Below are 13945 nucleotides of genomic sequence, written 5' to 3'. Positions count from 1 at the left end.
TCGTCCGCTGATGGTCATTGGTATCACCATCGTATCGAAATTGGCGAGCTATAAGCGACGGGCTACTGCTAGCCGATTGGGGTTAGCGCCGCCCTTCGACGATCATGCGTACGGCCAAACCCGCGAGGACCGTCCCCATCAGCCAGCGTTGCACGATCTGCCACACGGGCCTGCCTGCGAGAAATGTCGCGATGGAGCCAGCCATGACGGCAATCAGCGCGTTGACGCTCACGCTAATGACGATCTGCGTAAAGCCAAGCACGATCGATTGCGTCAGCACGCTGCCGTGGTCGGTGGGGTCGATGAACTGAGGTAGCAGCGACAAATACATGACTGCAACTTTTGGATTCAGCAGGTTGGTGACAAAGCCCATCATGAACAGCTTGCGCGGGCCATCCTTGGGCAGGTCTCGCACATGGAACGGGGAACGGCCGCCGGGCTTGACCGCCTGCCAGGCCAGGTAGAGCAGATAGAGCGCGCCGCCGAGTCGCAGGGCGTCATACGCATAGGGAACGGCCATGACCAGGGCCGTGATACCCAATGCGGCGCAAAACATATAAACGACGAAACCCAATGCCACTCCGCCCAAAGAAACCAGTCCGGCCATTCGTCCCTGGCAGATCGACCGCGAGATGAGATAGATCATGTTCGGGCCGGGAGTCAGCACCATGCCGAGTGAGATCAGACCGTAGGCGAGCAGGTTGGACAGTTCGGGCATCGCGTAACTCCTAATGGATGAGATAACGAATCGAAAGCTCCGTTAAATCAATACGAGCGGTTTTCGCCACCGCTGAGGTTTGCACCTGGAGCGAACGATAGTAGGGCGGTCAACGGGAGAGTGTTAGACACAGATTGACTTGCAAAACGTCATACAGCGGTCGCAGCACCCGGTATCCACTCCCTGGGATACGTTGCAAGTTCAACGTGAGTAATGGCTTGCTCCATTAATAACAGCCAAGGTGCCTTATAGGCACCTGGCTGTTATTTACGAGAGAACGAATAGGCTCGTGATGATTCTTATGGTGTTCAGGGCAGCGGTTGGAGGCTGGTCTTGATGGCAGTGACCACACGATTACGGCCTTGGTGTTTCGCGTGATACAGGCGTTGATCAGCTACGTGCAGAATGGCCTCGATGGTGTCGCCGTCGCGGCCAGATTGCGATATGCCGATGCTCACGGTGACCATGGTCAGCCGCTGGAAGCCGCTATTAAAAGAAGTATTTGCAACGCTGGTTCGCAGACGCTCGGCGATGACATGCGCGGCCTCTAGTGAGGTATGAGGTAGCAGTATCATGAATTCTTCCCCACCCACTCGGGCTACACCGTCATACGGTCGGATCGAATCGAGGCATTTCTGCACGAACTCTTTCAGGATGTCATCGCCAACCTGATGCCCGAAGCGATCATTGATGGACTTGAAATTGTCCAGATCAAGTGCCAACACGGAGAACGGCTCACCGCCACGGTTGGTCCGGCCAATTTCGGCTTCGACCCGCTCTATGAACCGACGCCGATTATCAGCGCCTGTCAGTGGATCGGTCGCCGCAAGGTGTCCGAGTTCCTGATTGGTGCGCTGGAGCTCCACCAGGGCGTTTTCGGTGTACTCCATAGCCTCGGCAAGACGCACCATCAGCTCCTCCTGGGTGTAAATTGTCGAGAAGGACCGCGTGGTGAGGAACGCTTGTACTACCCCATAGCTCAACAGGAAGAATCCAGCGGCGAAGATCGCATGGGCGAGCCACCACATGTGGTTCCAGGGACGTCCAAGGATGAATGCAAGAGATGACAACGCGAACGCCGTGACCGAGATGACAAAAATCACCATCAGCTGCGAACGGATTCGGCGCAACAGGAGCATTGCCACGTTCAATGTGGATAGAACCAGGGCGCCACCTTCCAGCGAAAGGCGCACCGCAAGTTCGCCGGCGATTGACGAGTTCGCGACGAACGCCACTACCAGGTCAACCAGCAGGAACAGTCCTATCCAGGTCAACCACCGGCGGGGCTGCATTCGGCGGTCCGCAGCATCAGGTGGGCGGTGGTACGACAGCATTCCGACCAGCAGCAGTATCGACATGACCAGTCGAGAGGCCGGTCCATAAAGCAGGAAGAGCCAGATATTGTGATGTGCGAGCCCGGTGAACGCACCATGCAATGCATAGATCAGTACAAAACCGAGAAAACCAAGCGTCATCCATCGCAGCAGCGGCTCTCCCGATGACTGATAGCAGCGCCACGTCACGTAAGTCACAAACAAGCCTTCCAGGGTGGCTGCCGTGATCGCAATGATATGGAACGCGTGGTTCTCGAATAGAAGGGTGGGGTCCTGAAAGAAGTACAAGTAGCTAATCAGGTAGGCCGGAATGAACGCAAACCCTGCGAGCAGCAGGCAGGCATAAATCTTGATGATGAGACGGACGGCTTCAGGTGGCTCGCCGGTGGCGACGCTATTGCTCATGGCTCCCTCCAATTTTCAATATATTTTGCCAGCACCGGACCGGTAGTAGCTCCGTCGCCGCATACACGCTGCGTTGGATTTAGATTATGGAGCGCGAAATTGATCGGGCTCCGGTCTTCCATGGCTTTGGCTCCTGTGGCGATTAATAGCCTAGTCGAGTAATGACAGGGCTGCAGAAGGAGCGGTCTGAATTTGCTATCGCGAACCCCTTTGTGGAGGTCGCGACGCAGCGGTAGGAAATCTTGAGGCGACAGAGGGGCTTTCGTTCGGTCGGCAGGACACCGAGGGAGGGATTTTCAGTCTGCGTATGATTTGAGCCAGCAGGCATACGTCTATTGAGACGATCGTCGCAGCTCTCAATGATGTCTTGCGTCTCGCTGAGCTGAGCAGGCGCGTTTCTGGCACAACGCCTCCACAGTTTTTCACAAATGTAGGTTAACCTTTGATTACAAAGTATGACTAAAATACGCCCCGGTGGCCATGAGCTAGCTTTCTGCTCAGACTCCCGTGCTTGACCGATTCGCTTGATCGTTGGATCTCGGACGCTGCGTTCAAATCAGGTTTGTGGCGCGCGGCATGTACTCTTCTGAACTGTGACGAATTCCCGTGAAACTCATCATTGTCTCCCTCTACGTTTTATCCATTGCGTATGTGCATCTACGTGGTCGCATCCGGCACAAACTGAGTCGCCAATTGAGTGATCATTCGACCTTTCTGGCGCCGGTCAACTGCTTCCTGTACCTGTTTTCGAAAATCCCCAACAAGCCTTATCTGAATCCGGCCGACTTCCCGGACCTGAGCCCCTTGCAGGCCAATTGGCAGGAAATTCGCGCCGAAGGCCAAAATCTGCTCAGGGCAGGGGAGATCAAACGCTCGGACCAATACGACGATGTGGGCTTCAATTCGTTCTTCAAAACCGGCTGGAAGCGCTTCTATCTGAAGTGGTATGGCGACAGCCACCCATCGGCCACCAAGCTCTGCCCGCGTACCACAGAGCTGGTACAAAGCATTGGCTCGATCAAGGCGGCGATGTTCGCCGAATTGCCACCGGGTTCGAAACTGGTCCGCCACCGTGACCCGTATGCCGGCTCGTACCGTTACCACCTGGGTCTGGACACGCCGAACGATGAGGGTTGCTACATCGACGTCGACGGCGAGCGCTACCACTGGCGTGATGGTGAGGCGGTGATGTTTGACGAGACTTACATTCACTATGCCGAGAACACCACCCAGCAGAATCGCATCATCCTGTTCTGCGACATCGAGCGCCCGCTGAAATACCGTTGGGCCACAGCGTTCAATCGCTGGTTCAGCCGCAACGTGATGTCCGCTGCTGGCGCGCCAAACGATGCGGGCGATAAAACCGGTGGCATAAACCGTTTTTTCGGAAAAATCTACAAAATTCGTTTGCGCGGTAAAGAACTGAAAAAGCGCAACCGGACGCGTTACTACCTGGAAAAGTGGGCGATTTTCGGCGGTTTGCTGGCCATTATTGTATTGATCTGAGCACGACCATTGCGCCAGCAACCTTTGCTGGCGCGACGTTGAGATTTCGGGCGAGTCTGCAATACGCTCAATCGGTGTGACATCTGCGCTGGAGTATTATCTTCCCTGGGATGAATCCTGCGCGTAGCGTGTTATCGAAGACCCTATCTGCATGTACTGGAGGAACTCCACCATGAACAGGTTTGTGCTCGGTACCAGTGCGTTGGCGTTGAGTGGCTTGCTTGGCACTCTGACCCAGGCCGGCGCAGACATTGGCATGCTGGCTGCCACGGTGGAGCATCCGGCCCTGCTGGCCCAGAATCTCCCTGACAACTCCGATAACCCCTACAACAGCCCGATTCGCCGGGTAAATCCCAACAGCATGCAGGGCACCCAGCCCAGCGCACCGGTTATTCGCGGGCCGAACACCGTGCCGGTTCCCCGCCCACCGACCCTCGAAAACGGCGGGATTGGCAATGGCTATCCGCGCAGCGGTACTGCGCCGGGTACAGTCAAACCGTATAGTGCGCCCAAGCCGCCATCCCGAGATTCGGACACCAGCAGTTATTGAGCGGCATTGACCGTCACGCAGGCGCCATTCTTCCGGGCAGAACGGAGTTCTTGGATGCTTTTTTCCAGCCGCAAGGCATCGGCATGGTCCTCGTAGTAGTCGTGAATCAACGCAAAACGCCGGTAGCCGTTACGTTCATACAGCGCAATCGCTACCGGGTTGTCGATACGCACCTCCAGTCGCAGACAGGTGCAGTCATGCTCCAGCGCACAAGCCTCGATTCGCTCCAACAGCTGTTTGCCCAGACCCGTACCGCGGGCCTGAACCGAGCTGGCAATCGAGTACAGCCGCGCCAGCGAAGTGCGGCGGTGAAACAGCACCAAGGCGTATCCGAGCAATTGATCCGCACACTCGGCGATGATCAACTGCCCGTGAGCCCGGTTGATCATCCACTGAAAATTACGGCGGTTAAGCCGGTCGCTGGTGAAACATTGCTGCTCAAGTTCCAGGAGTGCTGCCAGGTCAGCCGGTACTGCAAGGCGGAAGACAAGATTCATATGACCACCGTAAAAGTTGTGTAACGAAACGGGACTTTCGAAAAACTTCGTGCTTAATAGGAAAGGTCTTGTTCTCCAACGGATCAATCACTATGTCAGCGCTACAAGGTCATTGGCGTGAAGTATCGGAGCAACGTTTACCGACAGCAATAACCAAAGCAACTTATTTATCAGAGGCTGCCAGAACCTCCAGTCAGTTGGTTATTATTGTCGAACGCAAGGAAGACTGGGCGTCTTACTTTCCCAGTGAAGACATCGTCAGTGCCCAGGAGTATCTCGAGCAAACCCGTGGCAGCGAGCAGGGCAAGCGGGTACAGGTAATCAACCTGTGCCGCAGCTACAAGTACCTGGGACACGGCTACTACTGCTCATTGCTGGCCGAAGCCCGGGGGCACAAGGTGATTCCTTCGGTGCGAACCATCAGTGAGTTGACGCGCAAGTCCCTGTATGGCCTGTCTCTGGACGATTTGGATAAAGCCTTGGACAAGGCGCTCAATAATCACCTTTACAGCGACACTGAAGGATTTACCCTGACGCTGTATTTCGGCAAGACCAATATCGAACCGTTACAGGATTTGGCGCGTCAGTTGTTTGAAGTGTTCCCCTGTCCAATCTTGCTGGTAGAGTTTCGCCGACGTAACGGCTGGCACATCGAAGGTGTAAAGTTTGGTGCGTTACATAAGTTGCGAGAAGATCAGGAAGATCACTTCGCCAACGCTCTGGACAACTTCAGTCGCAAGATCTGGCGCATGCCGCGTTCACGCCGGCTGGCCCGTTATGACCTGGCAATCCTCCACGATCCGCAGGAAGCGCTGCCGCCATCCAATGCCAGGGCGTTGGAGAATTTCGTTCGGGTGGGCAAGGGCCTGGGCATCGATGTCGAGTTGATCGAGCGCAAGGACTACGCGCGTATCGCCGAATATGACGGGTTGCTGATCCGCGAGACCACCAGCGTCGATAACCATACCTACCGATTTGCGAAAAAGGCCGAAAGTGAAGGCTTGGTGGTGATGGACGACCCGGCATCAATTCTGCGCTGTACCAACAAGGTCTACCTGACAGACTTGCTCAACAGCCATCAACTGGGCATGCCGGCCACGGAAATTCTCTACAAGGAACGACCGCAAGATTTTGAGCGGGTAGGCGAGCGACTCGGTTTTCCATTGGTGCTGAAAATTCCTGACGGCTGCTTCTCGCGAGGGGTGATCAAGGTCGAAAGTCAGCAAGCCTTGCTCGAAGCCACGGCTGAGTTGTTCGAGCACTCGGTGTTGCTGCTGGCTCAGGAGTTCTTCTACACCGAGTATGACTGGCGCATTGGCGTGCTCAACCGCAAACCGATCTTCGCCTGCCAGTACTTCATGTCCAAAGGCCACTGGCAGATTTATAACCACAAAGCCAAGGGCCAGGACATCAACGGCGAGTGCCGTACCCTGGCGGTTCATGAGGCGCCCAAGGCCGTGGTGGACCTTGCAGTGAAAACCGCCAACCTCATCGGCGACGGTCTGTACGGCGTCGACCTCAAGCAGTCCGGCGACAAAGTGGTGGTGATCGAGGTCAACGACAACCCGAACATCGACGCTGGTATCGAAGATGCTTACCTGCAGGACGATCTGTATTCACTGGTACTCGAGGAGTTTGTCCGCAGACTCGAACTCAAGCGTCGCGGGCAAGTCTGGTGAACAGTCGTTCATGCCGACAACATCCTTAAGCTGAACTACGCTCCCCTGCATTAGTGCGGAGTCATCCGCGCAGGGTTTTCAAGCAATCAGCAGGAATGCCGGATGAACAGGGAACAGGCGATTGCCGCGATCGTCTACCGCGGTAATAGCATTGAAAACACTCACATCGCGCATGTCGCGGTCGTCGATGCCCAAGGCCGCTTGCTCAGCGGTTTTGGTGATCCATCGCGCATGACATTGGCCCGGTCCGCCGCCAAACCTGCGCAAGCGTTGGCGGTCATGGAAACTGGTGCACTCGAACAATTCGGTCTGGACGATGCTGACCTGGCCTTGATGTGTGGCTCCCATAGCAGCGAAACACGGCATATCCAGCGAGCGCTGGGCATGCTGGCCAAGGCCGGCGCCAGTGAAGCAGACATGCGCTGCGGCGGTCATCCGCCTATCTCGGATGAGGTCTATCGGGCCTGGATCAAAAGCGATTTTGTCCCCGGTCCGGTGTGCAGCAATTGTTCAGGTAAACACGCTGGCATGTTGGCGGCCGCCCAAGCGCTGGGTGCAACGCTGGAGGGTTATCACCTTCCAGCTCATCCGCTTCAGCAGCGGGTGATGCAGACGGTGGCTGAGGTTTGCGAGGTTTCAGGTGACGCCATTCAGTGGGCTACCGACGGCTGCAACCTGCCGACACCGGCCTTCGCGCTGGATCGCCTGGCGTTGCTCTTTGCCAAAATAGCCAGTGCTGCCGATACCGGTGAAAGTGCCCGGTCGCCACGTGAAGCTGAATTGGCGAGAATTTACCGAGCCATGGCCACATACCCTGAGCTGGTCGCCGGGAAGGGCCGTTTCTGTACAGCACTGATGAAGGCCTTCAACGGTCAACTGGTGGGCAAGGTCGGTGCCGACGCGAGCTATGCAATCGGTATACGCGGTGTGACCGACCAGCAGGCGCGGGGTATTGCGGTAAAAGTCGAGGACGGAAATCAAACCGTCCTCTATGCGGTAGTCTGTGAAGTGTTGACGCAACTGAACATCGGTACGGCCGCGCAACGTGCCCAACTCAGTGCCTGGCATCACCCGCCAATGCTCAACACGGTGAAGGTACAGACCGGGCGTATCGAGCTGACGTTTTCACTGCCGCCCATTTAGCGCTCTTCTGCTCACGCTTGCTGCCCGAAAACAGCACTGGTTTTTCGGCTGCGAAGCCCGCGCACCACCAAATACAGCAGTGGCCCGACGGAAACGAATACTGCGGTAATCAGCAGGTACGGCAGCACTGACAACACTGAACGGCCACGGCTGCGGGCATCCTTGTACATCCAGATGCCTGCGAGGGTGGCTAGCAGATAAAGGTCGATCACCACTTGGGCAGTATCGGGGCGGGACATCAGGCTGATGCCGAAATCGATGAGTGACCGCTCGGCCTGGAGCATCACTGAAACGGTATAGCCAGCAAAGGCGAGAAGGGCGATCAACGGGAGTGCGACAGACTTCATGCTTTCCTTCCTTGGGACAATGAACGGTTTTCGAAGACTATCGCATTCGACAGAAAACTGGCCATTGACTTGCCTTTCGCGCGCAGCTAATTTCGAGCCATGACTTCCACCGTATCGCGCTGCCAGCCAAGCATTATTACCGCCATTCCTTATTTGGCGGGCTAGCTGACGACTGCACCCAACCCGCCCTAGAGGCGGGTTTTCATTTTCTGTCTCCGGGGCCGTGAACAAAGCCAGGAGACGTTGATGGACACCAACACCGACACTGCAACCGCCAAGCAGGCCCTGCTTGAGCGTTACGTGAAAAAAATCCTCGCCGCACCGGTTTATGAACTGGCAGTGCGCACGCCTTTGCAGGTGGCACCGGCGTTATCCGAGGTGCTGGGCAACCAGATCCTGCTCAAGCGTGAAGACCTGCAACCGACCTTTTCCTTCAAGATTCGTGGCGCCTACAACAAACTGGCCCAACTGAGTGCCGAGCAAAAGGCTCGCGGGGTGATTACCGCCTCGGCTGGCAATCACGCCCAAGGCGTGGCACTGGCGGCGCGGGAGTTGGGGATCGAGGCGAGCATCGTCATGCCCACGTCAACGCCGGAGCTGAAAGTGATTGGTGTGCGCAGTCGTGGCGCGAATGCGGTGTTGCATGGCGAGAGCTTTCCGTTCGCCCTGGAGTACGCATTGAACCTGGCCCGGCAAACCGGCCGGACCTTTGTTTCGCCCTTCGACGATCCGGACGTGATCGCCGGGCAGGGGACGGTGGCCATGGAAATCCTGCGTCAGCATCAAGGCGCATTGGACGCAATCTTCGTCCCGGTGGGCGGCGGCGGTTTGATCGCCGGCATCGCCGCGTACGTCAAATACCTGCGGCCGGAGATCCGTATCGTCGGCGTCGAGTCGGAACACTCCGCATGCTTGCAAGCAGCAATGCTCGCGGGAGAGCGAGTGGTGTTGCCAAAAGTGGGCACCTTCGCCGATGGTGTAGCCGTCGCACAGATCGGTGAGTATGGCTTTGAAATCTGCCGCCATCACGTTGATGAAGTGCTCACGGTCAGCAACGACGAACTGTGCGCGGCGATCAAGAATATCTACGACGATACCCGCTCGATCACCGAGCCATCCGGCGCGCTGGCCGTGGCCGGAATCAAGAAGTACGTGGCACAAACCGGTGTCCGGGGGCAGACACTGGTGGCGATCGACTCAGGCGCCAATATCAATTTTGATAGCTTGCGGCATGTGGCCGAGCGCGCCGCATTGTGCGGCGCTCCGGTGTAAGTCGCTGAAAGGGATTCAGGCGAGCAGCGGACGCAGAAACGTCCGCTCGTAACTGAGGATGAATTTCTTCTCCATCACCTGCGCCACTAACGCGGTGCTTTCGGAGTCGGTCAGGGCAATATGCCGATAGCTTTCGTAGTCGGCCAGCGAAGGAAAGCTGAACAGGCAATAAGCGATATTGCTCGCGCCTTCGGACGGTAGGAAGTACCCATGGTGCGTACCGCCCAGGCGTTCGACAACACCAAGCCAGGCCTTGGCGTAGGCTTCAAACTCGGCGAGCTGGTAAGGGTCGATCACGTATTTGACGTGGCAGGTAATCATAGTGTGTGCTCCGTTTATTCTTGACGGGCTTTCTCGACCTTGGCCGACGCCGACCAGATCCGGTAGCGCACTTCGATGTCTTTCGGCACGTAGACCACAATCGGCAGCTTGCTGTTGTAACGCAGCCGGAAACCCTCACCGACGACCGGCACGAAGTCCTGCTTGTTCTTGCCATCCGGGCACGCCATCAGGGTGCTCATCGGGCCGATGACTTTCTCCAGTCGATAGAACGGATAACCCCAGCCTTCGAGGTTTTTTTCCTCCAGCGTGCCACCCAGACGCTGGTGATTGCAATCGACAGTCAGGGTTTTCCCGGCGAGGATTTCGACCTGGTAGCTGTCTTCCCGAGTCTGCGGCGCGAGGTGAATCACTTGGCGGGTAAAACCGGTTTCAGCCTTGGGATAGGGGGCAACGTCTTCGAGTTTCGCAGCGCTGGCCAGAGTGGACAGACCGGACAGCAGCACCGCCGCAGCGGTGAGAGTTGATGAGCGCATGATGCCTCCTTGCTCTTGGTTGAGTCGGTGAATGCGAGCATTCTTACTGTGCAGGTCGCTCAATGCAAATCACGACGGCGAAGTTGGCAACGTGAGAGATGATTAGTGGCAATCATGCGTTTTGCACGAGGTCACTTGGCGGTTCGTCGCAAATAGCTGATTTACCGACGGCCCGTCGTGCGAATTCCCGGGCATACCTTATGCTTCATTCCAGTGCATGAAAAACACGCCAGGAAAAACCGCGAGATAAGGATGGGCAAGACTGACGGCGGTTAACCCGGCGATTGATCGATGGTCCTACAAAAAGGGAGGGGTGTAATGTTTCTTTCTGCCTTGGAACTTCGCAATATCATTGAACACAGCTTTTTGCCTAAACGGTGCCAATGCACCTTGTCACCGGACTTGTCGATGACCGTCAAGGTCTACGACAACCACCGGACGGACCAACTGGATCTGCTGGTGACCGGCATCGATGCGAACGCTCTTAACGGCTGTCGTGAAATCAACGATTTGATCGCTGAATTGCGCCACGACCTGGAGGATCACACCCCCGGCAGCCATGTGCTCGCGTCAAAGGTCCGCGCGCATTAATCCACGATTTCTGCGAGTTCGACGGGCGCACGCCGGGTCTGGAGAAATGCCAGGCCCAGCGCAATCTCCACCGCCACCGCCAGCAAGATACCCGGGCCGGCGTGGCCGTTGAGCCATTCGCCGACACCCAGTGTGGCCAGCCCGAAAACCGCCACCACGAGACCGCTGCTCAGCGCGCTACGCGAAACGGACGGCGGCGTGTTGCGAGCCTGATAAAACATCACGCCCAGCGCCACAAACAACATCGCACTGCGTCTGGCCACCAAGCCTGTCGCGTCCGAGTATCCGATACTCCAGATCGACAGCATCACCTCGGGTATAAAGCCCCAGACCAGCGCCAGCGCAAAACACAGACCAGCGGTAAACATCGACAGTGTGCGAAACGAAAACTGCATGGCGAATCCTTGCGGCAGTGAGGGGAGGCCAAAGCATAACCTTTGGCCTCGCCCATCACCAAATGCCTGGCGTTGCGCAGCGCCATGACTCAGTTCTGATAGCTGCAGGCATCCGACAGCTTGCGATAGCTGATGTATTCCTGTTTACCCACGTCGTCGATGAACTTCATCTCCGCCGTCACCACCTTGCAGTCTTGCGTTGTGGGCTCGGTCATCGAAACCACTTTCTTGACGTGCAGCGACATTCCGTAGTGATACGGCACAGGCTGGGAGGGTGCGGAGTCGGCCAGCGCCAGCCCGGTAAACCCGGTGCAGGCGAGGGCAGAGGCCACCAGAAAAATACGCATGTTCATGAGAAGTCTCCGGTGCAGACGTGAAGTCAGCGCGACACCTGACGATGTCGGCCCTGCCGCGCAGGGCGTCAGAAGATTCTGCGCGAACGCGGTCCAGTTAATTTTAGACCGCAGGATTAACCGGGGGTTAAGCTCGGTGGGGTTCCTAACGGACGTAGCGGGTTGATCGACTTACGGTTGAGGACCATGCAGTTCGATCAGGGGACCTCCATTTTCATCAGATGCTGGTGGTAACTCATCAAGCTCCAGATACGTGTCGCCTTTTCCGTAGACCAAATACTTGTGGGAGCTCTCATTACCCGTGTTCTCGAAAATCACGCGAGCCCCCTGTTCGGACATTTGCACCCAGCGCGGGCGATTTCTTTCGGCGAAATCGACACGCTCTATTTGCCCTGTTTTCGGGTCGTAGTAAAAAAGAGCGCCCTGGAGATAGTTCGACGTGAATTCACCAGAGACCACCAGTACGTTTATATTCGATTGATTGGATGCGCACTGCCACTGAACAGAGGTACCTCGAGAGGCATCCTGGGTGCCAAAGATAAGTCGGTTTTTTTGAGTGTGGCGGATGTTGTAGATGTAGGAGTCAACAATGGGTGAGCCACGTAACAGTTCGACCGTATTCCTGGGGCCTGCCAACTCACAGCTGACGACAGATATTATCTGTGGTGGTGCAGCAAAAGTATGTACGCAGAATAGGGCAAGCGAGATGCCAAGCGAAAATTGTCTCATTTGAATGATATGCCGTATGAGCCGTATTGAGTCGGAGTAAAGAGTATTAATGCGGCTAACTGCCCGGCATGTGAGCAGTGATGGAAGTGTCAATGCCAAACGTTTGCTCATTTCAAGCGTAGAACCTTAAATCCGAGCTTGTCTGGAAGAGTATCAACGCCTTCGACTTCTTCCGGCTGTCCCTTTTCATTGACGAAATCGTAGACCAGAAACTTTGCGGCGACTTCATGTCCACTGTTTGGAATGACGAGTCGCATCTGTTCACGCCCGACATAGAGCCAGCGAGGAAGCGCTTTTTCAGAAAAATCAATCCGTTCGGTAGCGTGACTTATTGGATTCTTTCGTAAGAGGACTCCCTTGGAGTACGGGGTTCCGTAGTTGAGTGCGAATATCAAGCCGGAGGCAACACACTTGGCCATGACAATCTGTCCGACAAAATCAGCGTTCGGCATATCGGAAAATGCACTCTGGATATTCCCGTCGACTTTCAAAAACAGCTTCTGACCTTCCAAAGTCGATGTGGCCAACAGCGATGCATGCGTTCCATCGGAGAATGGACAGTTGAGGATCGCCTTGATGGGTTCTGCGTAAGCAGGGCCGCCCACCAACAGAGCTATCGTATACAGCCAAATTTTTCTCATTTGACCATGTTCTTTAATATCTGCGCCGAGGCGGGTTAAAGGGAGAGGGACACAAAAAGGGTCACGCTGGTCAGAAGAGGCTCAGGGCGCGACGCATGACTCCTTGGCCGAGACGGGCACTCGGCTCAAAAACAGCTGCAAACCTTGCTGATACGAATCCGCGTCCATCACATCGCTATGCCTGGGGATGTGATAGGCCTTGTCCTCACGATACAGTTTGGCGCAGGCAACGGAGTAGAAGTCGGGCGTTACTGTGAGACGCGCAATCTGCCCCCAGGCCAGCCTACTTATGGCGCCTTTGCCCCTGGTATTGATCAGGGTGAAGCCCTGGTCGTCGAATTGCAGGCGATAACCACCTTCAGCTGCCTTGAGGGAAATGCGCAATTTCATTGCTATGAGACGCTGGTTCGCGCTGCGAAAAGGCGCGCGCGGCTTGGCACGGTTGTCGGCGATACGTTCACGTAAATGGCTTAGCAGGCGACCGGAGTAGACCCGCCAGAACACCAAGAAGATCACCCCAAACAGCGCCATGGAGATGAACTTCTGAGTGCTGAACTCGCGCGCAGGGAAATAGATTGCCAGCATGCCGCCAACCAGGCCCAGGAGAAACAGCAGCGGGGCGATCAGGCGGTCCTGAAAGCGTGCGACATAGCCCAGCAGTCGGGCCTGCTGTTGATCATGCTTGAGCATCTCGCGCTCCAGCAGTTTGCCGATCCTGATCTCGGTATGCTTGGGGGTAATGCTGAATTGCAATTCCATGACGTTGAATCCGAAGTCCGTTTCCTGATAAGGGCGGGAGTTTACGTGTTTACGCTGCTCCTGGCATACGTAACCAGTCGGACAGAATGCGCCTCTAGGGTCGTGGCTAGTCTGGTCTTGTCACCGAAAAAACGATGAGTACGTGTTCATTAAGCGCTATCGGTAACTCATCGGCGGGCAGTAATTGGCAGTCATTTTCAGACTAAAGTCG

Annotated in this window: 15 protein-coding genes and 2 pseudogenes; 6 read left to right on the top strand and 11 right to left on the bottom strand. The window is 56.0% G+C overall.

Features of this window, described 5'->3' with window-relative positions; translation table 11 throughout:
- Window positions 1-82: 82 nt before the first annotated feature.
- Both AO353_RS26000 and AO353_RS25995 read right to left on the bottom strand, forming a co-directional pair.
- Window positions 83-718 (bottom strand): LysE family translocator, encoded by a 636-nt coding sequence (locus AO353_RS26000; RefSeq protein WP_054597551.1) that lies wholly within the window; start codon window positions 716-718, stop codon window positions 83-85.
- Window positions 719-1026: 308 nt separating this feature from the next.
- Window positions 1027-2457 (bottom strand): GGDEF domain-containing protein, encoded by a 1431-nt coding sequence (locus tag AO353_RS25995; protein WP_054597550.1) that lies wholly within the window; start codon window positions 2455-2457, stop codon window positions 1027-1029.
- A gap of 606 nt (window positions 2458-3063) precedes the next feature.
- Between AO353_RS25995 and lpxO the strand changes: the two genes are divergently transcribed.
- On the top strand, window positions 3064-3963 hold the full coding sequence (lpxO, locus tag AO353_RS25990; RefSeq protein WP_054597549.1) for a lipid A hydroxylase LpxO: 900 nt from the start codon (window positions 3064-3066) through the stop codon (window positions 3961-3963).
- 172 nt (window positions 3964-4135) lie between these two features.
- Entirely contained in the window at window positions 4136-4513 is a 378-nt protein-coding gene (locus AO353_RS25985) for a hypothetical protein (protein ID WP_054597548.1), read from the top strand.
- A gap of 32 nt (window positions 4514-4545) precedes the next feature.
- Here AO353_RS25985 and AO353_RS25980 read toward each other — a convergent pair.
- A pseudogene (locus tag AO353_RS25980) lies at window positions 4546-5010 on the bottom strand (GNAT family N-acetyltransferase); the annotation flags it as partial.
- Window positions 5011-5102: 92 nt separating this feature from the next.
- Between AO353_RS25980 and AO353_RS25975 the strand changes: the two are divergent.
- Both AO353_RS25975 and AO353_RS25970 read left to right on the top strand, forming a co-directional pair.
- Window positions 5103-6689, top strand: coding sequence for a RimK family protein (locus tag AO353_RS25975; RefSeq protein ID WP_054597546.1), 1587 nt, complete (start codon window positions 5103-5105; stop codon window positions 6687-6689).
- Window positions 6690-6791: 102 nt separating this feature from the next.
- A complete protein-coding gene (locus AO353_RS25970; protein ID WP_054597545.1) occupies window positions 6792-7832 on the top strand; it encodes an asparaginase in 1041 nt (346 codons plus the stop codon).
- Window positions 7833-7843: 11 nt separating this feature from the next.
- Here AO353_RS25970 and AO353_RS25965 read toward each other — a convergent pair whose 3' ends face one another.
- Window positions 7844-8179 (bottom strand): DUF2834 domain-containing protein, encoded by a 336-nt coding sequence (locus tag AO353_RS25965; RefSeq protein WP_054597544.1) that lies wholly within the window; start codon window positions 8177-8179, stop codon window positions 7844-7846.
- Window positions 8180-8425: 246 nt separating this feature from the next.
- Between AO353_RS25965 and ilvA the strand changes: the two are divergent.
- A pseudogene (gene ilvA, locus AO353_RS25960) lies at window positions 8426-9433 on the top strand (threonine ammonia-lyase, biosynthetic); the annotation flags it as partial.
- Between the two features lie 33 nt (window positions 9434-9466).
- Here the strand turns inward: ilvA and AO353_RS25955 are convergent.
- On the bottom strand, window positions 9467-9772 hold the full coding sequence (locus AO353_RS25955) for an NIPSNAP family protein (protein WP_054597543.1): 306 nt from the start codon (window positions 9770-9772) through the stop codon (window positions 9467-9469).
- A 14-nt stretch (window positions 9773-9786) separates the two neighbouring features.
- Complete coding sequence (gene eco, locus AO353_RS25950) at window positions 9787-10266, bottom strand: serine protease inhibitor ecotin (protein ID WP_054597542.1); 480 nt, start codon at window positions 10264-10266, stop codon at window positions 9787-9789.
- 318 nt (window positions 10267-10584) lie between these two features.
- Here eco and AO353_RS25945 point away from each other — a divergent pair, with 318 nt between their 5' ends.
- Window positions 10585-10857 carry a DUF1652 domain-containing protein gene (locus tag AO353_RS25945; protein ID WP_054597541.1) on the top strand — a complete coding sequence of 91 codons (273 nt, stop codon included), beginning with the start codon at window positions 10585-10587 and terminating at the stop codon, window positions 10855-10857.
- On the opposite strand, the gene AO353_RS25940 is transcribed toward AO353_RS25945, so the two are convergent.
- From AO353_RS25940 to AO353_RS25920, 5 genes are all read right to left on the bottom strand, one after another.
- The gene (locus tag AO353_RS25940; protein WP_054597540.1) at window positions 10854-11252 is read right to left on the bottom strand and encodes a hypothetical protein; all 399 of its coding nucleotides are present in this window, start codon (window positions 11250-11252) and stop codon (window positions 10854-10856) included. The genes AO353_RS25945 and AO353_RS25940 overlap by 4 nt on opposite strands.
- Window positions 11253-11341: 89 nt before the next feature.
- Window positions 11342-11605, bottom strand: a complete 264-nt coding sequence (locus AO353_RS25935) for a DUF2790 domain-containing protein (RefSeq protein WP_054597539.1) — start codon at window positions 11603-11605, stop codon at window positions 11342-11344.
- Between the two features lie 171 nt (window positions 11606-11776).
- Window positions 11777-12445, bottom strand: coding sequence for a hypothetical protein (locus AO353_RS25930; RefSeq protein WP_146016093.1), 669 nt, complete (start codon window positions 12443-12445; stop codon window positions 11777-11779).
- Entirely contained in the window at window positions 12442-12975 is a 534-nt protein-coding gene (locus tag AO353_RS25925; protein ID WP_054597537.1) for a hypothetical protein, read from the bottom strand. Before AO353_RS25925 ends, AO353_RS25930 begins: the two co-directional genes overlap by 4 nt.
- Before the next feature lie 81 nt (window positions 12976-13056).
- A complete protein-coding gene (locus AO353_RS25920; protein ID WP_054597536.1) occupies window positions 13057-13734 on the bottom strand; it encodes a hypothetical protein in 678 nt (225 codons plus the stop codon).
- Window positions 13735-13945: the final 211 nt, after the last annotated feature.

The sequence above is a fragment of the Pseudomonas fluorescens genome (assembly GCF_001307155.1).
Classification (GTDB): Bacteria; Pseudomonadota; Gammaproteobacteria; order Pseudomonadales; family Pseudomonadaceae; genus Aquipseudomonas; species Aquipseudomonas helvetica.
Note: the sequence above shows the minus strand (reverse complement) of the source record. Positions and strands in the feature narration are given on the sequence as shown.

What these genes read in the sequence shown, in the direction of transcription:
- AO353_RS26000 (WP_054597551.1), bottom strand. Translation starts at nt 718, where the DNA reads ATGCCCGAACTGTCCAACCTGCTCGCCTACGGTCTGATCTCACTCGGC.
- AO353_RS25995 (WP_054597550.1), bottom strand. Translation starts at nt 2,457, where the DNA reads ATGAGCAATAGCGTCGCCACCGGCGAGCCACCTGAAGCCGTCCGTCTC.
- AO353_RS25985 (WP_054597548.1), top strand. Translation starts at nt 4,136, where the DNA reads ATGAACAGGTTTGTGCTCGGTACCAGTGCGTTGGCGTTGAGTGGCTTG.
- AO353_RS25975 (WP_054597546.1), top strand. Translation starts at nt 5,103, where the DNA reads ATGTCAGCGCTACAAGGTCATTGGCGTGAAGTATCGGAGCAACGTTTA.
- AO353_RS25970 (WP_054597545.1), top strand. Translation starts at nt 6,792, where the DNA reads ATGAACAGGGAACAGGCGATTGCCGCGATCGTCTACCGCGGTAATAGC.
- AO353_RS25965 (WP_054597544.1), bottom strand. Translation starts at nt 8,179, where the DNA reads ATGAAGTCTGTCGCACTCCCGTTGATCGCCCTTCTCGCCTTTGCTGGC.
- AO353_RS25955 (WP_054597543.1), bottom strand. Translation starts at nt 9,772, where the DNA reads ATGATTACCTGCCACGTCAAATACGTGATCGACCCTTACCAGCTCGCC.
- eco (WP_054597542.1), bottom strand. Translation starts at nt 10,266, where the DNA reads ATGCGCTCATCAACTCTCACCGCTGCGGCGGTGCTGCTGTCCGGTCTG.
- AO353_RS25945 (WP_054597541.1), top strand. Translation starts at nt 10,585, where the DNA reads ATGTTTCTTTCTGCCTTGGAACTTCGCAATATCATTGAACACAGCTTT.
- AO353_RS25940 (WP_054597540.1), bottom strand. Translation starts at nt 11,252, where the DNA reads ATGCAGTTTTCGTTTCGCACACTGTCGATGTTTACCGCTGGTCTGTGT.
- AO353_RS25935 (WP_054597539.1), bottom strand. Translation starts at nt 11,605, where the DNA reads ATGAACATGCGTATTTTTCTGGTGGCCTCTGCCCTCGCCTGCACCGGG.
- AO353_RS25930 (WP_146016093.1), bottom strand. Translation starts at nt 12,445, where the DNA reads ATGAGCAAACGTTTGGCATTGACACTTCCATCACTGCTCACATGCCGG.
- AO353_RS25925 (WP_054597537.1), bottom strand. Translation starts at nt 12,975, where the DNA reads ATGAGAAAAATTTGGCTGTATACGATAGCTCTGTTGGTGGGCGGCCCT.
- AO353_RS25920 (WP_054597536.1), bottom strand. Translation starts at nt 13,734, where the DNA reads ATGGAATTGCAATTCAGCATTACCCCCAAGCATACCGAGATCAGGATC.